The organism is Aureimonas sp. N4, assembly GCF_001463925.1.
In the GTDB taxonomy this organism is placed as follows: Bacteria; Pseudomonadota; Alphaproteobacteria; order Rhizobiales; family Rhizobiaceae; genus Aureimonas; species Aureimonas ureilytica_A.
In genome coordinates, this window is record NZ_BBWS01000016.1 from 19,657 (window position 1) to 41,048 (window position 21,392).

The 21,392-nt window shown below is 67.3% G+C and carries 21 protein-coding genes; 13 read left to right on the forward strand and 8 right to left on the reverse strand.

Features of this window, described 5'->3' with window-relative positions:
* Positions 1-5 precede the first annotated feature (5 nt).
* Positions 6-968: a DUF808 domain-containing protein gene (locus tag AUL28_RS05340; protein ID WP_062230921.1), complete on the reverse strand. Its 963-nt coding sequence runs from the start codon at positions 966-968 to the stop codon at positions 6-8.
* Between the two features lie 149 nt (positions 969-1,117).
* Here AUL28_RS05340 and AUL28_RS05345 point away from each other — a divergent pair, with 149 nt between their 5' ends.
* Complete coding sequence (locus AUL28_RS05345) at positions 1,118-2,281, forward strand: D-alanyl-D-alanine carboxypeptidase family protein (RefSeq protein WP_062230922.1); 1,164 nt, start codon at positions 1,118-1,120, stop codon at positions 2,279-2,281.
* Between the two features lie 42 nt (positions 2,282-2,323).
* Here AUL28_RS05345 and AUL28_RS05350 read toward each other — a convergent pair whose 3' ends face one another.
* Positions 2,324-2,695: a response regulator gene (locus tag AUL28_RS05350; RefSeq protein WP_082640269.1), complete on the reverse strand. Its 372-nt coding sequence runs from the start codon at positions 2,693-2,695 to the stop codon at positions 2,324-2,326.
* A gap of 63 nt (positions 2,696-2,758) precedes the next feature.
* Positions 2,759-4,165: a sensor histidine kinase gene (locus tag AUL28_RS05355; protein WP_156419895.1), complete on the reverse strand. Its 1,407-nt coding sequence runs from the start codon at positions 4,163-4,165 to the stop codon at positions 2,759-2,761.
* Positions 4,166-4,589: 424 nt separating this feature from the next.
* On the opposite strand from AUL28_RS05355, the gene AUL28_RS05360 reads away from it, so the two are divergent.
* On the forward strand, positions 4,590-5,981 hold the full coding sequence (locus AUL28_RS05360; RefSeq protein ID WP_062230924.1) for a DEAD/DEAH box helicase: 1,392 nt from the start codon (positions 4,590-4,592) through the stop codon (positions 5,979-5,981).
* Between the two features lie 151 nt (positions 5,982-6,132).
* Positions 6,133-6,450, forward strand: a complete 318-nt coding sequence (locus tag AUL28_RS05365) for a polyhydroxyalkanoic acid system family protein (RefSeq protein WP_058635115.1) — start codon at positions 6,133-6,135, stop codon at positions 6,448-6,450.
* Between the two features lie 3 nt (positions 6,451-6,453).
* On the opposite strand, the gene AUL28_RS05370 is transcribed toward AUL28_RS05365, so the two are convergent.
* Entirely contained in the window at positions 6,454-6,966 is a 513-nt protein-coding gene (locus AUL28_RS05370; RefSeq protein WP_062217478.1) for a hypothetical protein, read from the reverse strand.
* 243 nt (positions 6,967-7,209) lie between these two features.
* Between AUL28_RS05370 and AUL28_RS05375 the strand changes: the two genes are divergently transcribed.
* From AUL28_RS05375 to AUL28_RS05390, 4 genes are all read left to right on the forward strand, one after another.
* Entirely contained in the window at positions 7,210-7,440 is a 231-nt protein-coding gene (locus AUL28_RS05375; RefSeq protein ID WP_062217480.1) for a hypothetical protein, read from the forward strand.
* Positions 7,441-7,536: 96 nt separating this feature from the next.
* The gene (locus tag AUL28_RS05380) at positions 7,537-8,799 is read left to right on the forward strand and encodes a cytochrome c (RefSeq protein WP_062230925.1); all 1,263 of its coding nucleotides are present in this window, start codon (positions 7,537-7,539) and stop codon (positions 8,797-8,799) included.
* 37 nt (positions 8,800-8,836) lie between these two features.
* Complete coding sequence (locus AUL28_RS05385; protein ID WP_062230926.1) at positions 8,837-9,325, forward strand: (2Fe-2S)-binding protein; 489 nt, start codon at positions 8,837-8,839, stop codon at positions 9,323-9,325.
* The gene (locus tag AUL28_RS05390; protein WP_062230927.1) at positions 9,322-11,556 is read left to right on the forward strand and encodes a xanthine dehydrogenase family protein molybdopterin-binding subunit; all 2,235 of its coding nucleotides are present in this window, start codon (positions 9,322-9,324) and stop codon (positions 11,554-11,556) included. The genes AUL28_RS05385 and AUL28_RS05390 overlap by 4 nt, the downstream gene beginning before the upstream one ends.
* 69 nt (positions 11,557-11,625) lie before the next feature.
* Here the strand turns inward: AUL28_RS05390 and AUL28_RS05395 are convergent, their stop codons facing one another.
* Positions 11,626-12,975, reverse strand: coding sequence for a dicarboxylate/amino acid:cation symporter (locus AUL28_RS05395; RefSeq protein ID WP_062217488.1), 1,350 nt, complete (start codon positions 12,973-12,975; stop codon positions 11,626-11,628).
* A 269-nt stretch (positions 12,976-13,244) separates the two neighbouring features.
* Between AUL28_RS05395 and AUL28_RS05400 the strand changes: the two genes are divergently transcribed.
* The 3 genes from AUL28_RS05400 to AUL28_RS05410 all read left to right on the forward strand — a co-directional run bounded on the left by AUL28_RS05400 (position 13,245) and on the right by AUL28_RS05410 (position 17,957).
* Positions 13,245-15,053: a sensor histidine kinase gene (locus tag AUL28_RS05400; protein WP_062230928.1), complete on the forward strand. Its 1,809-nt coding sequence runs from the start codon at positions 13,245-13,247 to the stop codon at positions 15,051-15,053.
* On the forward strand, positions 15,050-16,402 hold the full coding sequence (locus tag AUL28_RS05405) for a sigma-54-dependent transcriptional regulator (protein ID WP_062230929.1): 1,353 nt from the start codon (positions 15,050-15,052) through the stop codon (positions 16,400-16,402). Before AUL28_RS05400 ends, AUL28_RS05405 begins: the two co-directional genes overlap by 4 nt.
* Before the next feature lie 256 nt (positions 16,403-16,658).
* Complete coding sequence (locus AUL28_RS05410; protein ID WP_062230930.1) at positions 16,659-17,957, forward strand: MFS transporter; 1,299 nt, start codon at positions 16,659-16,661, stop codon at positions 17,955-17,957.
* Between the two features lie 56 nt (positions 17,958-18,013).
* Here the strand turns inward: AUL28_RS05410 and AUL28_RS05415 are convergent, their stop codons facing one another.
* Positions 18,014-18,262 (reverse strand): hypothetical protein, encoded by a 249-nt coding sequence (locus AUL28_RS05415; protein WP_058602514.1) that lies wholly within the window; start codon positions 18,260-18,262, stop codon positions 18,014-18,016.
* A gap of 181 nt (positions 18,263-18,443) precedes the next feature.
* Between AUL28_RS05415 and AUL28_RS05420 the strand changes: the two genes are divergently transcribed.
* Together AUL28_RS05420 and AUL28_RS05425 are read left to right on the forward strand one after the other, a co-directional pair.
* Entirely contained in the window at positions 18,444-18,701 is a 258-nt protein-coding gene (locus AUL28_RS05420; RefSeq protein ID WP_058602515.1) for a hypothetical protein, read from the forward strand.
* A gap of 88 nt (positions 18,702-18,789) precedes the next feature.
* Positions 18,790-19,041 (forward strand): hypothetical protein, encoded by a 252-nt coding sequence (locus tag AUL28_RS05425; protein ID WP_058602516.1) that lies wholly within the window; start codon positions 18,790-18,792, stop codon positions 19,039-19,041.
* 33 nt (positions 19,042-19,074) lie between these two features.
* Here AUL28_RS05425 and AUL28_RS05430 read toward each other — a convergent pair whose 3' ends face one another.
* The gene (locus AUL28_RS05430) at positions 19,075-20,130 is read right to left on the reverse strand and encodes an imelysin family protein (RefSeq protein WP_062230931.1); all 1,056 of its coding nucleotides are present in this window, start codon (positions 20,128-20,130) and stop codon (positions 19,075-19,077) included.
* On the reverse strand, positions 20,127-20,276 hold the full coding sequence (locus AUL28_RS22985; RefSeq protein ID WP_192843406.1) for a hypothetical protein: 150 nt from the start codon (positions 20,274-20,276) through the stop codon (positions 20,127-20,129). Before AUL28_RS22985 ends, AUL28_RS05430 begins: the two co-directional genes overlap by 4 nt.
* A 251-nt stretch (positions 20,277-20,527) precedes the next feature.
* Between AUL28_RS22985 and AUL28_RS05435 the strand changes: the two genes are divergently transcribed.
* The gene (locus AUL28_RS05435) at positions 20,528-21,364 is read left to right on the forward strand and encodes a DUF2076 domain-containing protein (RefSeq protein WP_062230932.1); all 837 of its coding nucleotides are present in this window, start codon (positions 20,528-20,530) and stop codon (positions 21,362-21,364) included.
* Positions 21,365-21,392 lie beyond the last annotated feature (28 nt).

Sequence of the window (21,392 nt, forward strand, 5' to 3'; positions counted from 1 at the left end):
CAGGCTCAGCCTTTCCTCACCGCCTTCCAGGCCGGGGCGATGACCCGGCCGACGATCGGGATCAGCGCGAAGCCGACGACGAGGCCGACGAGGCCCGAGCCGAGCGCCGTGACGAACCAGCCGAGGAGGCCGCCGATGCCGGGGGCGAGGTTCGCCACGGTGAGGCTCGCCTCGTGGATCACATGCTCGATCCCGCTCAGGCCATATCCGGCGAGGCCATGGACCAGAATGCCGCCGCCAACCCAGACCATGGCCGCCGTGCCGACCACCGCCAGCACGCGCAGGAAATGCGGCATGACGCGCACGAGCCCGCGCCCAAAGGCGGCGAGCGCCCCCTCCCCCCGCCGGGCCAGCGCGACGCCGACATCGTCGGCCTTCACGATCAGCGCCACCGCGCCATAGACCACAGCCGTGATGCCGACGGCCACGATGGCCATGACCACCGCCTTGGTCCAGATGCTGCCATCCGGCAGACCGGCCAGCGTGATCGCCATGATCTCGGCCGAGAGGATGAAGTCGGTCTTCACCGCGCTCGCCACGCGCTGCTCTTCCAGAAGCGCGGCGTCGGTCGTTGGCGGAAGGGACGTCTCCTCATCAGCGTGCTCGGCATGGGGCACAAGCTTCTCGTAGATCTTTTCCGCGCCCTCGAACGAGAGATAGCAGCCGCCGAGCATCAGGAGCGGCGTGATCGCCCAAGGCGCGAAAGCGCCGAGCGCCAGCGCGATTGGCAGGAGAAACAGGAGCTTGTTGCGCACCGAGCCCTTGGCGATGCGCCAGACGATGGGCAATTCGCGGTCCGCCGAGAAGCCGACGACATAGCGCGGCGTCACGGCCGCATCGTCGATCACGACGCCCGCCGCCTTCGCCCCGGCCTTGGCGGCCTGCGCGCCGACATCGTCCAGCGAGGCCGCCGCGACCTTCGAGAGGGCCGCCACGTCGTCCAGAAGGGCGATCAGTCCGATGCTCATGATGCTTGCAGCCTTGATCGAAAGAACACAGTCCGACCCCGTTCATACACGCCGAATGTCCATCCAACGAGATCGTGCGCACTCGCCGCTTTTCTTTTACGCGGTGCGATGCACTCTTCATGCGGGGCAGGCATTCAGGGAGACGCATCATGGCTTCAGGCACGCGGATCGAATCGCGGACGATCGCGACGCGGCTTTTGACCCTGGCCGGGCTGCTGCTCGTTCTCGGCCAGCCCGCAGCGGCTTTGGAAACGAGTGCGCGCACGGCGATGATGGTTGATCTTGCGAGCGGCACCGTTCTGTTCGAGAAGAGCCCGGATCAGGAAATTCCGCCCGCGAGCCTGTCCAAGCTGATGACGCTCGCCGTCATCTTCGATGAATTGCGCAAGGGCTCGGTGCGGCTCGACGAGACTTTCCCCGTGTCCGAATATGCCTGGCGCACCGGGGGCGCGGCGTCGGGCGGCTCGACCATGTTCCTGCCGCTGAACTCACAGGTCAGTCTCGGCGATCTCATCAAGGGTATCGCCATTCAGTCCGGCAACGACGCGACGATCGTGGCGGCCGAAGGGATTGCCGGCTCGGTGCCGGCCTTTGCCGAGATGATGAACCGCAAGGCGCGCGAGCTGGGGCTCACCCATTCGCATTTCGCCAATCCGCACGGGCTGCCCGATCCCGGCCAATATGTCTCCGCGCGCGATCTCGTGACGCTGGCAAGCTACATCATCCGCGAGTTTCCCGAGCAGTATCCGCTCTTTTCGGAAGAGGAATTCACCTTCAACGGCATCACCCAGCGCTCGCGCAACCCTCTGCTGGCGCTGGGCGCGGACGGGTTGAAGACGGGGCACACGGCGGAAGCGGGCTATGGTCTCGTCGCCTCGGCCAAGGACGACACGGGCCGGCGCATCGTCTTTGCGATGACGGGCCTCAAGAGCGTGAAGGAGCGGGCCGAGGAAGCCCGCGCCATGATGACGGCCGGCCTGCGCGGGTTCGAAACGGTGGTGGTGGCCAAGGCCGGCGAAGCGATCGGCGAAGTGCCGGTGCAGAACGGGGCCGAGCCGAGCGTGCCTGTGCGCCCGGCCGGCGAGATCCGGTTCCTCCAACCGCGCGGCGTAGGCGGCGGCCCGGTCACGACCGAGATTCAGCCGATCGGCCCGGTGGACGCGCCCGTGCCCGAGGGCCGACGCATCGCGCAGTTGAAGGTCATGCGCGACGGGCAGGTCCTGCGTGAGGAGCCGCTCTACGCGGCCAAGCCCGTCGAGGCGGCCGGCCTGTTCCAGCGCATCCAGAACAAAGTGCTCGGCCATTTCCGATAAGGGCAGAGAGGCCGCCGGGCGCGGCCTCTTCGTCTGTCAGAGCTAGGGCCGCGTCATGGCATCGGCCACGGCGTGATGGGCATAGGGCTTGCAGAAGAACAGGCTGTCTGCGGGGAGTTCGTCCACTTCCGGCCCGCGCACACCCGACGTCACGAGGATGCGCACGGACGGCCAGCGCTCGCGCACCGTCGCCGCCAGGCGGTAGCCATCCATCGAGCCGGACATCTGCACATCGGTGAAGAGCACGCGAATGTCGGGTGACGTTTCCAGAAGGCGGATCGCCTCATCGGCGTTGCGTGCCCCATAGGACACGAAGCCGGCCTCTTCGGCGATGTCCATCGCATCCATCATCATCAGCGTGTTATCATCGACAATCACGGCGCCGGGGCGCTGGGGCAGGAAAGCACGACCCAAGGGAAGTATCCTTCGAACGAGACGGGCTCGGACGCGTCCGGAGCCATTAGTTCGAAGCTATTACTATAGCCTTGCGCTCACCTTTCCATGCAGCGCGAAGACCAGGCCCTCCGGCGGGAAATCCATGGACGCCGAACCGTCGAAATAGGGCGCGACGATCCGCTGGATCAGCCGTGTGCCGAAGCCCTTGCGCTCCGGCGAAACGACGGGCGGGCCGTCGGTTTCGCGCCAGGTGAGATCGAACGCGCCTTCGGGCGACACAGCCCACTCGATGTCCACATAGCCGGTTTCGTTGGATAAGGCGCCGTACTTCACGGCGTTGGTGCCGAGTTCGTAAAGCGCCAGCGACAGCCCCAGCGCCTGCTGGCTGCGCAGCACCAAGGACTGGCCGGATACGCGGATACGCTCGCGCACATGTTCCAGTGCCACCAGCGCGGAGGCCACGACCTCGTGGATTTCGGCCGTTTCCCAGTCGTCCCGTGTCAGGATATCCTGCGCGCGCGCCAGCGCCGCGATGCGGCCGGACAGGGCATCCCTCCCCTCCTCCAGCGAGCCGACTTGGCGCAGCGTCTGCGTGGCGATGGCCTGCACCATGGCCATGGAATTCTTCATGCGATGGGCCAGCTCGCGCATCAGCTCGACGCGCTGCTGATCGGCCATGATGCGGGACGTCACGTCGTAGCCTTCGACGAAAATGCCCGTCACCTGGCCCACAGGGTCGCGCAGCGGCTGGTAGACGAAATCGAGATAGCGCTCGACGGGCTGGGTGTCCGGCTCGCCCGCCACCACATAGCGCGCGCCTGCCTGCGTCAGGGCTTCGCCGCTCGCATAGGCACGGTCGAGCAAGTCGCCATAGCCCTGCTCCATCGCGTCGGGCAACGCGTCCGCGACGGGACGGCCCATCAGATCGCGGTTTCCGATCAGCGCCTGATAGGCGGGATTGACCCATTCGAAGCGGTGCTCCGGCCCCTGCAACATGGCCATGAAGCTCGGGGCCTGCTGAAACATCTGCCTGAATCGGGGGCGCTCTGCCAGGATCTGACGCCGCGCGATCACCTCGCCCGTGGTTTCCGTGCAGGCGCAGAACATGCCGCCCACTTCGCCCGACTCGATGCGAACGGGCGTATAGGAGAAGGCGAAATGCGTTTCCTCCGGATAGCCGTTCCGGTGCATCACGAATTCGATATTATCCATATGCGTGGAGACGCCCGCATAGGCGCGGTCGAGGATCGGCTCCACCACGTCCCAGAGGTCGAACCAGAGGTCGCGAAACGGGCGGCCGAGCGCCTGGGGATGGCGCTGGCCGCACATGGCGGCATAGCCGTCATTATAGAGGGTGATCCGGTCCGGGCCCCAGACGATCAGCATGGGCTGACGCGAGCCGAGCGTGATGCCGACAACCGTCCTCAGGCTTTGAGGCCATGCCTCGACAGGCCCCAGCGATGTCGCGGACCAATCGAACGCACGCATCAAAGCGCCGCACTCCCCGCCACCCGAAAGGAACGCCATGTTCCCCTCATCGTGCCACTGGAGCCCCTGTTTCCCCTGCAAGCCCCGAACCCCCGTCTTGTCCATTCTTCATATCTAGCCTGAAGCGCCAAAATCCAAGTGGCTTCCCCCTGCGGGACGGTAGGCCCGAATATATCTGCATAGCTGACGATCGCTCAGCGCGCGAGGAAACCGCTTGACGCTGAACTGCGACGCGCCGATATAGGCCCGGTAATTCCGCGTTTGCGCTGCGCCTGCCTTCTGCGATGTTCGAGAATCGGACTGGTCGGGCGCCTGCTGGTCGAAATTTTCGTGCCAGCCGCGGTCCGCGCTGATCTGTTCCCGCGCAGGAACGTTCAGCCGTTTATCGGCCCTCCTGTGGGCCGAAGCCATCGTAAGGCATTTCTTGACCCAAACGAATTTTCAGGCGCTCGGCCTTGCCGACGCGCTTCTGTCCGCTCTCGCGGCCATGGACTTCACCGTGCCGACGCCGATCCAGGCGCAGGCTATCCCTGCCGTTCTGAAGAACCGCGACGTTCTGGGCATCGCCCAGACCGGTACCGGCAAGACCGCGGCCTTCTCCCTGCCCATTATCGACCAGCTCCTGCGCGCCGGCGGCCGGCCGAAGTCCGGCTCCGCCAAGGTTCTGGTGCTTGCCCCCACGCGCGAACTCGCCATCCAGATCGCGGATAACGTGAAGGGCTTCACATCAGGCACGCCGATCCGCCACATGACCGTGTTCGGCGGCGTGTCGATCCGTCCGCAGATGGAAGCGGCTCGTCGCGGCGTCGATATCGTGATCGCGACCCCGGGCCGCCTTCTCGACCTGATCGACCAGCGCGGCCTGACGCTCGCCGACATCAGCCACGTCGTGTTCGACGAAGCGGATCGGATGCTCGACATGGGCTTCATCCGCGACATCACCCGCATCGTGAAGATGCTGCCGACGAGCCGCCAGTCGCTTCTGTTCTCGGCGACCATGCCCGACAACATCGCCTCGCTGGCCGCCAAGTTCCTGAAGAACCCGGTGCGCGTCGAGGTGACGCCCGAGGTCGTGACGGTCGAGAAGATCGACCAGAGCGTCTTCCTCGTCCCGCAGAAGATGAAGAAGCACTGGCTGATCAAGCATCTGCCGGGCTTCGAGAAGACCGTCATCTTCACCCGCACCAAGCATGGCGCCAACCGTCTGTCGGAAGACCTGGAAAAGGCCGGCATCGGCGCGCTCGCGATCCATGGCAACAAGAGCCAGGGTGCGCGCCAGCGCGCTCTGTCGGAGTTCCATGCCGGCAAGCTGCGGGTTCTCGTGGCCACCGACATCGTGGCGCGCGGCATCCATGTCGACGACATCAGCCATGTCGTGAACTTCGACCTGCCGGAAGAGCCGGAAAGCTACGTGCACCGCATCGGCCGCACGGCGCGGGCGGGCAAGTCGGGCATCGCGGTGACGCTGTGCGATCCGTCCGAGCGCTCCAAGCTGCGTCAGGTCGAGAAGATCACGGGCCTGCGCTTCGACGTGCAGACCAACGAGTTCTCCGACGCCTCGGCCGTGGCCGACGAGCCGCGCGGCGAGCGGGCGGCCCGTCCCCAGCGCGGACCGCGCCCGGCCCCTCGCGGCGAGGGTGGACGCGGCGGGCGTAACGGCCAGCCGGGCGAGCGTCGCCCCCATGGCGACATGCAGCGCGGTGCGCCACGCGGCGAGTCCTCCCGTTCGGACGAGCGCAACGCCAACCCGGGGCGCAACCGCACCCGCCGGGGCGGCGGTTCGCGTCCGCAGGGCGGCTCGCGCGTCGCGGGCTGATCCTCGCGCATCATCAGAGAAGCGAGAAAAGGGGCCGCAAGGCCCCTTTTTTCATGCGCGCTCCGGTCCCTCGCTTTGGCGCGCGGCAGTTGCGCCGGGGCTCTCATCCCCCATATGCAGGGCACGAAACCCGCGACGAAAGACCAAGTTCATGGCCGAGACGGTAAAGGTCGACATCCCGCACAAGCTGACGCGCGAGGCGGCGCGCCAGCGCATCAGCGAAGGGTTCGACCGCGTGCGTTCCGACGCGACGGGCGGGATGCTGAAGTTCGAGGACCAGTGGACCGGCGATCATCTCGACTTCCGCGCCGGAATGCTCGGCCAGCGCATTGTCGGCCGGCTCGATATTCTGGACGATCACGTCCATATCGAACTGGACCTACCGGGCTTTCTGGCCTCGCTCGCCAACAAGGTCACCGGCAAGATCCGCTCCGAGGGGCAGATCCTGCTGGAGAGCAAGAAGGCCTGAGCCTCAAGGCGTTGCGGGGGCGCTGCGCAGCGTGGCGTTCTCGGCCACGATGACCGGGCTGGACGGACCCGGGGTGATCGAGCGGATCGAGCCGAGCCCCGGCACCACGGAGCCGACCTTGACGCGCATCAGCTCGTTGCGCGTCGCCAGCAGCGCCTCGTCCTTGAACACCATCACGATCTGATAATCGTCCGCCGTCGGCTCGCGCAGGCGCACGATCTGCGGCGCGGGCATGGCACTGGCCATGTCGAGCGAGCCGGTTTCGATCTTGTCGGTCTTGGGCGGCATGTTGGCGAGCGCCGCTTCCTGAAAGTAATCCGGCGACCGGATCGACACCACGAAGGACCACGTGAAGAAGCCAGCCGAAGCGAGCGCCAGAAGAACCGACCCGGACCCCACCACCCAGTCAGCCATCGACCAGTCGTCGGCGAAGCGGGCCAGCTTGATCGGCGGGCGTGTGGACTCCGCTTCCTCTGTTTCTTCGTCGTAGAGGTCCAGCGTGGCGATGTTGGTCATGGCGCAATCCTCGGGTGCGGAATGACCCAAGGGTGGCGCTCGGCCCATTAACGAAGATCGACGATCCCGCATCGACGCTCAGTAAATCGCGCGTTAAGGTTAGTCGGATATGAATCAGGCATTGCATCCTCTCGGAGTCCTCTTCTCTTGATCCGCGACAGACGCCGGCAATCGCGCCGCAAAACGAGATTGCGGCCCGCCAAGCTCCTGACGGAGGGGGGCCAATTCCTGTGTGATTGCGCGGTGGTGGAACGCTCCGATCGCGGCGCGCGCATTCGCGCCTTCGCGCCGGTGCAGGTGATGATTCCCGAGATGCTCTTCCTGTTCGACGAGGTGGAGTCCTACAAGCATCGCTCGCGCATCGTCTGGTCGAAGGGCCCCGAACTGGGGCTCGCCTTCGTGTCGCTGGCCGAGTTCGTCGAGGATGGCGAGCGCCACCGCATTGCCGGGCGCTTCTATGCGGTGTCGGAATAGCGCAATAGCTGACCTTGGCGTGATCGGCTCTGGCCTTGCGGCGGATACGCCGTAGGTTATGCCGGGATGTCTCCGACGAACCGGAACCCTGCGGACTTGATCCGGATTGCTGCCCTTCTTCTCGGCCTGCTTCTGACGGCGGGGCTAGCCTTTCTCGTGTATGCCCTCAGCCCCGAGGCGATGGAGCCCGTGCCGCCTCAGCCGCGCGCCGCGTTCTCGCAGCTGGCGGTCGAGCGCGGGCAGCGCGTGGCGCTGATCGGCAATTGCGTGAGCTGCCACACAGCGCCCGGCGGCGCGCCCTATGCCGGCGGCTACGATGTGGACACGCCCTTCGGCACGATCTACGGCACGAATATCACGCCGGACGCCGAGACCGGCATCGGCACTTGGTCGCTCGAGGCTTTCACCCGCGCCCTGCGCGAGGGCATTGGCGCCAAGGGCGAGCATCTCTACCCCGCCTTTCCCTATGATCATTTCACCAAACTCTCGGACGGCGACATCGCCGCGCTCTACGCTTTTCTGATGACGCGCGAGCCGGTGCGCCGGACCACGCCGGAGAACGATCTGCCGGCCATCCTGCGCTTTCGCCCGCTTCTGGCCGGGTGGAAGCTCCTGGCCTTCCGCGAGGGGCGCTTCGAGCCCGATCCCGCGCTCAGCGAGCCGCTCGACTATGGGCGCTATCTCGTGGAGGGCGCGGGCCATTGCGGGGCCTGCCACACGCCGCGCAATCTGATCCAAGCTGAAAAGAGCGACGAGGCCCTGCGCGGCGGCCTGTCAGCCGGCTGGTCGGCCCCCGCCATCGCCGGGCCGATCGAAGTGACCGCGCCATGGACGCAAGGCGCTCTCGAAACCTATCTGCGCGATGGGTTCGACCGGGATCACGGCGCGGCCGCCGGCCCGATGCAGCCGGTCGGCGCGCATCTCGCCCGCACGCCGATGGAGGACGCGAGCGCCATCTCGGCCTATCTCCTGTCGCTCATGCAGCAGCGCGAACGAGCGCCGCTCGCGCCCCGGACGGACACCAAGCCGGACACGATGCCGGGCGCGGCGCTCTTCGCCGGCGCCTGCGCGAGCTGTCACAGCGGCTCCCCTGCCTCCGCCTCGCAAGGCCTGCCGCTGGAGAAAAGCGGCGCGACCCACGCCGAGAGCGCGCGCAATCTCGTGCAGTTCATTCTTCACGGCCGGCAGCTAGCGCCCGGCGCGGCGGGCGTGGCCATGCCCGGCTTCGCCCGGCTTCTGACGCGCCAGCAGGTGGCCGATCTCGCCGCCTATATCCGCGCGCGCTACTCCGACGAGCCGCCCTTCCAACAGCTGGATGCGACGGTGAACGAGCTGGCGGATCGGGCGGGGTTGCCGTGAGGCGCGCGGTGCCCTTCTCACAAAGGAACGATCGGACATGGTGACGCTGACCGTCAACGGCCGGCGCGTCGAGACGGACGCCGATCCGACGATGCCGCTTCTCTATCTCCTGCGCGACGAGTTGCAGCTGAACGGGGCGAAATATGGCTGCGGCGTCGGCCAATGCGGCTCCTGCGCCGTGCTGGTGGACGGACGCTCCTCCTTTTCCTGCCTCCTGCCCGTGGCAGCGCTCGACGGGCGCGAAGTGGTGACGCTGGAAGGGCTCGGGGCCGGCGAGAAGCCGGGGTCGGTGCAGGCCGCCTTCATCGCCGAACAGGCGGCCCAATGCGGCTATTGCATTCCCGGCATGATCATCGCCGTGGAAGGGCTTCTACGCCGCAACGCCTCGCCCGACGAGGCGGCGATCCGGGAGGCGCTTCAGCCCCATCTCTGCCGCTGCGGCACCCACGCGCGCATTCTCCGCGCGGCCCTGCGCGTGACGACGCCTCCCGCCGCCTCGGCCAAGCTTGAGGGCTCCAAGCCATGAGCCCCGACCTCTCCCGCCGCCTCGTGCTGAAAGGCGGCGCGCTGACGCTCTTCTTCGCGCTCGCGCCGGGTTCCGCGCGCGCGCAAGAGGCCGATATCGGCGGCGAGGGCGCGCAGGCCGGCGGCGCGCTGCCGGGCAGTCTGGACGACACGCCCCGCCTGGACAGCTGGATTCGGCTGGAGCCGGGTGGCACGGCCACCGTCTTCACCGGCAAGGCAGAGCTCGGCCAGGGCGTGCGCACCGCGCTCTGGCAGATCGCGGTGGAACAACTGCGCATGGCGCCCGATCGGGTCCGCCTTCAGACCGCCGACACGGGCGCGACGCCGAACGAAGGCTTCACCGCCGGCAGTCAGTCCATCAGCGAGAGCGGCGCGGCTATCGGCCATGCGGCGGCCGAGGTTCGCGCCCTGCTTCTGGCCCGCGCCGGCGAACGGCTGGGGCTTGCCCCCGAGAGCCTCACCGCCGAAGACGGCATCGTGCGCGCGCCGGACGGGCGGAGCCTTGCCTATGCTGATCTCGTGGCCGGGCTGGATTTGGCGATCGACGCCCGCCCCGGCGCGCCGCTGATTCAGGGGGCCGAGCGGCGTGTGGTGGGCCAGCCCGTGCCGCGCCTCGACATTCCCGCCAAGCTGACCGGGCGGGCAGCCTATCTTCAGGATATGCGCCCGAAGGACATGGTTCATGCCCGCGTCCTACGGCCGCCCCTGCCGGGCGCGCGGCTTCTGGACCTCGCGCCAGCCGAGGTGGAGGCGATGGAAGGCGTTCTGAAAGTCGTGCGTCAGGGCAGCTTCGTCGGCATCGTGGCGCAAACGGAATGGCAGGCGATCCGCGCGCGCGACGCTCTCGCCCGGCTGGCGCGCTGGAACGAGCCCGCCCCCCTGCCCCCGGTCGGCTCGATCCATGCCTGGCTGCGCATGGCACCGGCCGAGACGAGCGTGATCGCGGAGACCACCGGCCCCGCGCCGGAGGGCGAATGGATCACCGCGACCTACCGGCGGGCCTATCAGATGCACGGCTCGATCGGCCCGTCCTGCGCGCTCGCCGAAATCCGCGACGGCCAGCTCACCGTCTGGAGCCATACGCAGGGTGTCTTCCCCGACCGAGCGGCCCTTGCCGAACTGACGGGCCTGCCCCCGGAGCGCGTGCGCGTCATCCATGCCGAGGGCGCGGGCTGCTACGGTCATAATGGCGCGGACGATGCGGCCGGCGATGCCGCGCTTCTGGCGCTCGCCGTGCCGGGCCGGCCTGTACGCCTGCAATGGATGCGCGAGGACGAGCATCTGTTCGAGCCCTATGGCTCGGCCATGGTCTCGCAGATCGGCGCGCGGCTTTCGCCTCAGGGGCGGATCACGCAATGGTCCTACGATGTCTGGTCCATGCCCCATTCGACGCGGCCGGGCACGGCGGGCAATCTTCTGGCCGGCCGGCTGGTGGAGCCGCCCTTCGAGCCTGAAACGCCGCGTCCCATTCCGCAGCCGACGGGCGGCGGCGACCGCAACGCCATTCCGGGCTACGACCTCCCGAACCAGCGCGTGACCAACCACTTCGTCGCTGAGATGCCGGTGCGCGTGTCGGCGCTCCGCTCGCTCGGGGCCTATCACAATATCTTCTCGCTCGAGAGCTTCATGGACGAGTTGGCGCTCCGCGCCGGGGCGGACCCCGTGGCCTTTCGGCTGGCGCATTTGAGCGACCCGCGCGCGCGCGCCGTGGTGGAAGCGGCGGCCATGCGCTTCGGCTGGGATCGCTGGGTGCCCAAGGGTCCGATACACGGACGCGGCTTCGGCTATGCCCGCTACAAGAACCTCGCGGCCTATTGCGCCGTCGCGCTGGAGCTGAGCGTCGAGCGCGACACGGGAAACATCCAGATCGGGCGCGTCGTCGCGGCCTGCGACAGCGGCGAGGCGGTGAACCCGGACGGCATCCGCAACCAGATCGAAGGCGGGATCATCCAGGCCACAAGCTGGACTCTCTTCGAGGAGGTCGCCTTCGGCGAGCGCGGCCCGGCCTCGCGCGACTGGGCGAGCTATCCGATCCTGCGCTTCTCCCACGTGCCGGCCTCGGTCGAGGTGCATGTTCTCGACCGGCCGGACGAGCCTTTTCTCGGCACAGGCGAAGCCGCGCAGGGGCCGGCGGCGGCGGCCATCGGCAATGCGCTGGCCCATGCCACTGGCGCGCGCCTGCGCGATCTGCCGCTGCGGCCCGAACGCATCACGGCCGCGCTCGAAGCGTGAAGCCCAAAACGAAAAAGCCCGCCCCGATTGATCGGGGCGGGCTTCTCACAATCGCTCCAAGAGCGAAGCTTACTCGGCCGGGACGACCTGGATCGTGCCGGTCTCTTCCGTGGCCGGGCCGAGCGGCTTGGCGTGGCCGGCCAGCGCGGCATGGAGGCGGTCGGTGTCCAGTTCGCCTTCCCAGCGAGCGACGACGAGGGTCGCGACCGCATTGCCGACGAGATTGGTCAGCGCGCGGCATTCCGACATGAAGCGGTCGATGCCGAGGATCAGCGCCATGCCGGCGACCGGAACGGAAGGCACGACCGAGAGCGTCGCGGCCAGCGTGATGAAGCCCGCACCCGTGATGCCCGCCGCGCCTTTGGAGGAGAGCATGGCGACGAGAAGCAGCAGGACCTGCTCACCCAGCGAGAGATGGATGCCGGTGGCCTGTGCGATGAAGAGCGCGGCCAGCGTCATGTAGATATTGGTGCCGTCGAGGTTGAACGAATAGCCGGTCGGGATGACGAGGCCGACGACAGACTTCTTGGCGCCCGCCGCTTCCATCTTTTCCATGAGCGAAGGCAGAGCGGCTTCCGAAGAGGACGTGCCGAGGACGAGCAGCAGCTCTTCCTTGATGTAGCGGACCAGCGCGACGATCGAGAAGCCGTTGTAGCGGCAGACCGCGCCGAGCACGACGAACACGAACAGGAAGGCGGTGATGTAGAAGGTGCCGATCAGCATGGCGAGATTGGCGACCGAGGAGATGCCGTACTTGCCGATGGTGAAGGCCATGGCGCCGAAGGCGCCGATCGGGGCGGCCTTCATCAGGATGCCGACCAGCTTGAACATCGGAGCCGACACGGCCTGGAAGAAGTCGAGAACCGGCTTGCCCTTCTCGCCGACCATGCCGAGCGCCAGGCCGAACAGGACGGAGAAGAACAGGACCTGAAGAATGTCGCCCGAGGAGAAGGCGCCGACGATCGTGGTCGGGATGATGTTCTGCAGGAAGCCCGTGATGGTCTGCTCATGCGCCTTCACGGCGTAGTCGGCGACGGCTTTGCCGTCGAGCGAGGCGGGGTCGATGTTGAGGCCCGCACCCGGCTGGATCACGTTGCCGACGATGAGGCCGATGATCAGCGCCAGGGTCGAGAAGGTGAGGAAGTAGAGCATCGCCTTGCCGGCGACGCGCCCGACCTTCTTCAGATCGCTCATACCGGCGATGCCGGTGACGATGGTCAGGAAGATGACCGGCGCGATGATCATCTTGACGAGCTTGATGAACGCATCGCCGAGCGGCTTCATCGCCTCGCCGGTCTGCGGGTAGAAATGGCCGAGCAGGATGCCGACGGCGATCGCCGCCAGAACCTGAACGTAGAGCTGCGCGTAAAGCGGCTTGCGGGGAGCGGGCTCGCTCGCGACCACGGGTATGGATGCCATGAATACCTCCCAAACAGGTTTCTTCGCGCGGCTCATCCCGACCGCGTCGTGAAGGCTCGCGATCCGCAAACCTTTCGAAAACCATCATTGCAAGCGCCGTGCCAAATGCCGCGCAGGGCAGACATGCCGGGAACGCAAGGCTTTCTAAATCGTTTGAAGTGCGGGCGCTACGTGACGTGTGCGGATTTTCACTCAACCTTTGCCGGCGCTTGTGCGATATTCCGCACAAGATGATCCATGCTGCTTCACCTCGTCCGTCTCCGACCGTGATGCGTCTCGTGACGCTGGCGGGCGGGTTCGCGCTTCTGGTCGTGGCTTGGCTGGCGGCGGGCGAGATCGGGCGGCGCAGCGCCGACAGCCAGTTGGCGGATCGATCCGAAAGCGCTCTGGCTGCCGCGGCTTCGGTCCTGCGCAGCGAGATCGGCAAGCAGCGCGCCGTCCCGAGCGTGCTCGCCGAAGACCCCGAAGTGCTGGCGGTTCTACGCGAGCCGACAAAGCCGATGCTCGAGCGCGTGAACCGCCGGCTGGACGGCCTGGCGGCGACGACGGGCGCGAGCGTGATCTATCTCGTGGCGCGCACGGGCCTGGCGATTGCCTCCAGCAATTATGCCGATCCGCAAAGCTTCATCGGCAACGACTACCGTTTTCGCCGCTATTTCTCCGAATCCATCACGGGCGGCCAAGCCGAGCAATATGCGCTGGGCTCGGTCAGCCGCCGGCCGGGGCTCTATATCGCGCGCCGGGTCGGCAGCGCCGAAGCGCCGCTCGGCGTCGTGGTCCTGAAGATGGAGCTGGACGCCGTGGAAGAGACATGGCGCGCCGGCGGCAACATCGTCTTCGCGACCGACGAGCCGGGCGTGATCCTCGCGACGACCCGGCCGGACTGGCGCTTTCACACGCTGCAACCTCTTCCCCCACAGAAGCGATACGCCATTCGCGAAACGCTGCAATTTGGCGAAGCGCCCCTGACGCCGCTGAGCGAACTGACCTTGAACGGCGGCACGCAGGGCCGCTTGGCGAGCGGGCCGAACCGGGGGATTCCCGTCTTCGTATCGGAGCGCCCGCTCGGAGACCCCAGCCTGAACTGGCGGCTCTATCTCCTTCTACCGTCCGAAGACGTGCTGGACGAGGCGCAGCGCTCCAGCCGGCTGGTCGGCTTTGCGATCGTGCTGGCGGTGGTCGGCCCCGGCATCGCGCTCCAGCGCCGCCGCCGCCGCTCGCACCAGCGACAGGCCGACCTGCGCGCCACGGCCGCCGAACTGGAGCGCCGCGTTGCCGAGCGCACCGCCGAGATCGCGGACACGAACCGCCGCCTGCGTGATGCCATGGACGCGCGGGAATGCGCCGACCAGCGGGCGGGCGAGTTGCGCGAGGAGCTGGACCAGGCCGCGCGCCTGGCGACCCTCGGGCAGATCGCGGCGGGCGTGGCGCACGAGATCAACCAGCCACTCACGGCCATTCGCACCTATGGCGAGAATGCCGGCCTGTTTCTGGAGCGCGGCGACACGCAGCGCACGGCCGACAATCTGAAGCTCGTGGTGGGCCTTACGGATCGCATCGGCTCGATCACCGGGGCGCTGCGCAATTTCTCGCGGCGCGGCTCGCAGCCGCTTGGCCCCGTCTCGCTGCGCGAGGCGGCGGACGGCGCGCAAATGCTGCTGCACAATCGCTTTTCGGTCGTCTCGGCCGATCTGGTGCGCGAGGGCGACGCTTGGGACCTCAGCGTGCTTGGCGAGCCGATTCGCCTGGAACAGGTTCTGGTGAACCTGCTCCAGAACGCGCTCGATGCCGTGGCCGAGACGGAGGGCGCGCGCATCGTGCTGGCTGCCTGGCGGGACGGCGAAGAGGTCGCGCTCAGCGTCGGCGACAACGGGCCGGGCATCGACCCGTCCGTTCTGCCGCGCCTGTTCATCCCCTTTTCCACCGCCAAGCCGCGCGGACTCGGCCTCGGCCTCGTCATCTCGCGTGACATTCTCGCCGAATGGGGCGGCGAGCTTTCGGCGACAAGCGAACCGGGCCGAGGTGCGACCTTCACGGCGCGGCTTCGATGGGTCCATGAAACAGGGAACACAGCATGAGCGAGACCCTGCCCCTGCCCGTCGCCTTCGTGGACGACGAGGCCGACATTCGCGCCGCCAACGAACAATCCCTGCTTCTGGCCGGTTATCGCCCGCTTCTTTTCGAGCGGGGCGAAGCGCTTCTGGCTGCGATCGACGAGGGCTTCGAAGGCGTGGTCGTCACCGATCTGCGGATGCCCGGCCTCAGCGGGCTGGACCTGTTCCGCCGCCTGCGCGCGGTGGACGCGGACCTGCCGGTGATCCTGGTGACCGGCCATGGCGATGTCGCGACCGCCGTGGATGCCCTGCATGAGGGCGTCTACGACTTCATCGCCAAGCCCTATTCGGCTGCGCGGCTGATGGATGCCGTGCGGCGGGCCGGCGAGAAGCGGCGGCTGGTTCTGGAAAACCGACGGCTGCGCGATCTCGCGCGGCAGGTGGATGCGAGCGATGCGCCCTTGATCGGCGAAAGCCCCGCCATGCAGCGCCTGCGCCACACGATCCGCCAGATCGCGGATGCGGATGTGGACGTTCTGGTGGAAGGCGAGACCGGCTCCGGCAAGGAGGTGGTGGCAAGCGCCCTGCACCATTGGAGCCGCCGCGCGCCCAAACCCTTCGTGGCGCTCAATTGCGGCGCGCTGCCGGAAACCGTGATCGAGAGCGAATTGTTCGGCCATGAAAGCGGCGCGTTCACGGGCGCGGCCAAGCGCCGCGTCGGGCGCATCGAGCATTCGAGCGGCGGCACGCTGTTTCTGGACGAGATCGAGTCCATGCCGGCAGCGCTTCAGGTGAAGCTCCTGCGCGTTCTGGAAACGCGCGAGGTCGACCCGCTGGGAACCAACGAGCGTCGCGCGGTGGATCTGCGTGTGGTGGCCGCCGCCAAGGTCGACCTCGGCGCGCCCGAAGCGCGCGCCTATTTCCGCGAGGATCTGTTCTACCGCCTGAACGTCGTCACCGTGCAGATCCCGCCCCTGCGCGAGCGGGGGGACGACGTGCCGCTTCTGTTTGCGACCTTTCTGGAGCGTGCGGCCAAGCGCTTCCGCCGCGAGCCGCCCGCGATATCTCCGGGCGTGATCCGGCATCTGCGCGAGCATGACTGGCCGGGCAATGTGCGCGAGCTCGTGCATTTCGCCGAGCGCGTCGCCCTCGGGATCGCCGATGTGGCATCGCGGCCGGAAATCCCCCGCGCGGGCCTCACCCTGCCCGAGCGCGTGGACGCCTTCGAGGCGGATGCGATCCGCGAGGCGCTGGAAGAGAACAATGGCGACGTGAAACTGACGATCGAGGCACTCGGCATTCCCCGGAAGACCTTCTACGACAAGCTCCAGCGCCACGGCATCAGCCGCAAGGATTTCGCCGGCGAGACATAGCGTCGGGGAGTTTCGATCGCCGGAAAGCCGCCAACGCGAAAGTGCGTTCGGGGCGTTCTCCATTTGGCAATGGTGTCCGCGCTGACAATCTCGTGAAGATTCGATTGTGAGCCGCCGGCTCTTCGTCTACACAACCGCACGCTCCATCGCGAGCCAAGGAGGAAGGCACCCGCCCCCGTGCCCGGATGGGCGGCGTGATGATGCCACCTCCTACCTCTGCGTCCGACCCTGGGCGCCGCCATCCAGAGAGGACGCTATGACGCCCGTTCGGCCCCCCAGCTCGAAGATCGCCACCGTGTTGCGCGTGACGAGCGGCAACTTCCTGGAGATGTTCGACTTCTTCCTCTTCGGATTCTACGCGTCCTATATCTCCAAGACATTCTTTCCGGCCGGCAGCGAGTTCGCCTCGCTGATGCTGACCTTCATGACCTTCGGCGCGGGCTTCCTGATGCGCCCGCTCGGCGCGATCTTTCTGGGCGCCTATGTCGATAGTATCGGGCGGCGCAAGGGTCTGATCGTGACGCTCGGCATCATGGCGACGGGCACGATCCTGATCGCCTTCGTGCCGGGCTACGAGACCATCGGCCTCGCAGCGCCCCTTCTGGTGCTGGTCGGCCGCCTGCTGCAGGGCTTCTCGGCGGGCGTCGAGCTGGGCGGCGTGTCGGTGTATCTCGCCGAAATGGCGACGCCCGGGCGCAAGGGCTTCTACGTGTCCTGGCAGTCGGGCAGCCAGCAGGTCGCCGTCATGTTCGCGGCCGCGATCGGCTACACCTTGAACAACATGCTGGCGCCGGCCGCCATGAGCGACTGGGGCTGGCGCGTGCCCTTCTTCATCGGCTGCGCGATCGTGCCCTTCCTGTTCTATATCCGGCGCTCGCTGGAAGAGACGCACGAGTTTCAGCAGCGCAAGCACCGCCCCGCCATGCGCGAGGTCTTCGCTTCGCTGACGCGCAACTGGCGGATCGTGCTGCTCGGGATGCTGATGGTCGGCATGACGACGATTTCGTTTTACACAATCACCGTCTACACTCCGACCTTCGGCAAGGCGGTTCTTAAACTGTCGGAAACCGACAGCCTGATCGTCACCTTCTGCACGGCCCTGTCCAACCTGTTCTGGCTGCCGGTCATGGGCGCGTTGTCGGACCGGATCGGCCGCAAGCCTCTTCTCCTGACCTTCTCGGCGCTGACCATTCTCACCGCCTATCCCGCCCTGTCCTGGCTCGTGGCGAACGCAACCTTCGGCCATATGCTGGTCGTCCTCTTGTGGCTGTCCTTCCTTTACAGCAGCTACAATGGCGCGATGGTCGTGGCGCTGACCGAGATCGTGCCGGCCAGCGTGCGCACGGCGGGCTTCTCGCTGGCCTATTCGCTGGCCACCGCGCTGCTCGGCGGGTTCACGCCGCTTGTTTCGACCTGGATGATCGAGGCCACCGGCAACAAGGCCGCGCCCGGCCTCTGGATGGCCTTTGGCGGCGCTTGCGGCTTGGTCGCGACGCTTCTGATCTATCGCCGAGGTTCCGATGCCTCGTTGCCTGCGGCAGGCCGCACGGCCTGACCGGCTCTCGCCCCCAAGGGACGAGGTTCAAGGGCGGCTCCGGCCGCCCTTTTTTGTCAGGCGGACTGGCGGATGGCCTCGATCAGGCCGGCCAGACGCTGCGTGCCGGAGTCCGTCAGCGTTCCGCGATCGCCGGTCTCGTTCAGAAGACCGGCCTTTTCCAGTTCCTCGACACCGGCCGAGTCGGCCTTGTGTCCCTTGCCGTCGTCGAGAACGACGCGCGTGACCGCCTCGCCGCTGACCAGCGAGTGATAGGCGGCGAAGGTCAGGATCGACAGCGCGTGGTCGCTGAGTTTCTGGCTCATGATGGGGTCCTCTGGTTGGCCTCCGAGCCGCAATGCGAGCCACCGGCATTGGCTCCGGTCAGCGGCAAAGTTACGCGGCGAAAAACGCAAGGGCCGACCACACAAAAACTTCCCCTCGCGCTTTCTCGACAGCGCCACGATCCATCGCTACCTCTCGCCGCGCAATCGCAAGGCACGACTGATGACGAAGACCGTAGACCCCGAATTGAACGCGCTGATCCACGAGGTGATGGAAGCCCGGCTCATCAAGCCCGGCTCGCCGGAGCATGTCGTGGCCGCGCGCGTGGCGCAGGAAGGTCTCGGCGCGCTGGGGTCCGACGAGCGCGATCTGTTCGAAACCAAAGTCCTCCCGATCCTCGCCAAGCCGATCCGCGAGCAACTGGCCATCGCCTCCATTGTGCAGCGCGGCGGTTATGTGCCCCGCAAGATCGATTTCTGAACACAAGCTTGCGCTTTGCCGGCGCGCGGCGTGGAAATCGCGCGTCTCGGCCCTATCTCCGGAGTAACGTGTTTCCGGAGTAACTCCCATGTCCGCCGACCCCGAATTGTCCCGCTTGATCGCCGACGTGATCGACGCCGGCCTTCTCATGCCGGGGTCGCGCGAGATGGTCGTGGCGCAGCGCGTGGCGAGCGATGGCCAGCGCAGCCTGTCGATCGAGGATCGGCGCGTGTGGGAAAGCGGCGTCCTGCCGATTCTGGCGCAGCCGATCGACATTCAGATCGCCGTGCGCGCGCTGGTGCGCCGCTCGCATCGCCTGCCGCGCCGCGCCGTCGCCTGATCAGCGCCTCACGCGCCGGGCAGCGCTCTAGCGTCAGGGGGCCGCGCGCGCCGCTTCGATCCGAAGGCCAAGGGCCGGCGCGAGTTCGTCGGCCAGAACCACTCTCACCGCCTTGATCCGCTCCAGCGCCGCAGCGAGCTTGGCGCGGCCTTCCTTCGTCTGGACCACAGACCCGAGATCGGGGCCGAGCGAGCGGATGGAGACGGCGACCGCGCCGAGTTCCGTGTCGGGCGAGAGACTCAAGCCCGGCGTCAGCGCGAGGAGGCCGGACTGCGCGAGGAGCGCGCGCAGCCCTTCGATATCGGCCACCAGCATGGCCGTGTCGTGCCCGCTGCGGCCGAACAGAAAGAGATTGGACGGTGTTTCGCCCTGGCTGGCCGCAAGGCCGGGCGCAAGGCGCGTGTCGCCGATCTCATCGAGGCCGCGCACGGTCGTCGTCAGGAACAGGGCCAGGACATCGTCCGGGCTGCGGAACACGGGGTCGGAGGTCTTGGGCTGGGTCAGGCGTCCGGCAAAGCCGTTGGGGTTGCGCCATTGCTCGGCCACCGCGTCGGAAATCTGTCCGAGATTGCCGACGATCGTCGCGCCGTAGCGGCAGCGGAAGGCGCCAGCCTGCGACGTCAGATTGTCCGAACCCGCGCCGAACAGAACATATTCCAGCGCCGTCAGCCCCTGCACGGCGACGCTCTGGCGAGGCAGGAGATCGCTTGTCGCCGCGTCCGCGTTGCGCCGGTTGACGATGATCTGCGCCTGACGCTGCGCCGCGCCGCGCCGATCGGGCCAGAACAGGTAGCGCTCCAGCCGGCTGCCCTCGGCGATCGGGCCGAAGGTGATGAACTCCACCGCGCCGAAGGCCTGCGCCAGTTCGCCGAAGCTCTGGCGCGCCGCGACCAGCGCCGCTTCGTCCGGCTTGGCGCAGAGCGTGTCGAAGGCCTTGGCCTCCGCCTCGCCGGCTTTATCGAGCCGCTCGTAACCGGGCCGGATGACCTTTTCGATCGCCTGCGAGGCAATGGCGGCGCGGGGTGAGGTTTCAGCGAGGGCAGAGCCCGGCGCGCCGACCAACGTCGACACCAGGAGACTGAGGATCAAGCCGTGCCGAAATGCACCATGCCGCATCGAAAGAACTCCTCATAGCCGAAGCCGCCGGCCGCCGCCGTCATCCGGCAAGACCCAGCCGCACCGAGCGAAAGCTGGCCGCGATCCGTACCGCTGCCCAGTCCAAGCGCACGCAGCAAGACCGCACGTGATCAACGCCCTCCCCCTTACGCCAGCGCGAACGGCCACGCCATGGCGACGCCCAACCGTCGCAGGGCCGGCTCCAGCCTCGGCGCGATGACGGGCGTCTCGCAAAGAATCTATCGTCGCCCCGCTGGAACCGCCACAATCCCTCGCTCATCTCTAGGCAGTCCGCCGAGCGCTCCGCTTCGAGTCGCCGGCCGAGGACAAGCGATTGGCCGCTCCGGCGGCTTGCGAACGAGCGAACGAGATGAACACCGACGAACGTCAGATGCTCCAGAGCCTCTTCACCCGCCTGGGCGAAGCGGAGCGGGGGGCTCCCCCCCGCGACGGCGAGGCGGAAAGTTTCATTCGCGATCGTGTCTCCACCGCGCCGCACCTGCCCTATTACATGGCGCAGACGATCATCGTGCAGGAGGAGGCCCTCAAGGCCGCCCATGCGCGCATTCAGGAACTGGAAGAAGCCGAGCGCCAGCGCCCGGCCCAGAGCAGCGGCGGTGGCGGTTTCCTCAGCAGCCTGTTCGGCGGCGGCTCGTCCTCGCGTGACAATGCGCCTGCGCGCGACAACAGACCGATGGGCGCTCCTCAGGGCTATCAGAGCGGGCCGGACGGCGGCTACGGCGCGCCGCAGCCCCAGCGCGGCGGCCCTTGGGGCGGCGCACAGCAGGCGGCCCCCGGCTATGGCCAGCCCCCGCAGGGCTATGGTCAGCCGCAGCCCGGCTATGGTGCGCCCCAACCTGGTTACGGTCAGCCGGCCGGCTATCAGCCGCCCATGCAGAGCGGGCGCGGCGGCGGGTTCCTCGCCGGCGCGGCGCAGACGGCGGTCGGCGTCGCGGGCGGCGTGGTGCTCGGCAACATGCTGGGCAACATGTTCGGCGGTTCGCATTCCTTCATGAACCCCGGCGAAACCCCGGTCGTCGAGAACACGACGGTCGAGAACACCGAGATCATCAACGAGGCGCCGCAGGCGCAGGACGTGGCCGATCAGGGCGGCTACGACAATGGCTATGACAATTCGGGATATCAGGACGCCAGCTATGACGATGGCGGCTTCGACGACGGCGGTGGCGACGACGACTACGCGTGAGGCCTACCGCTCGACCTCTCATGCGGGG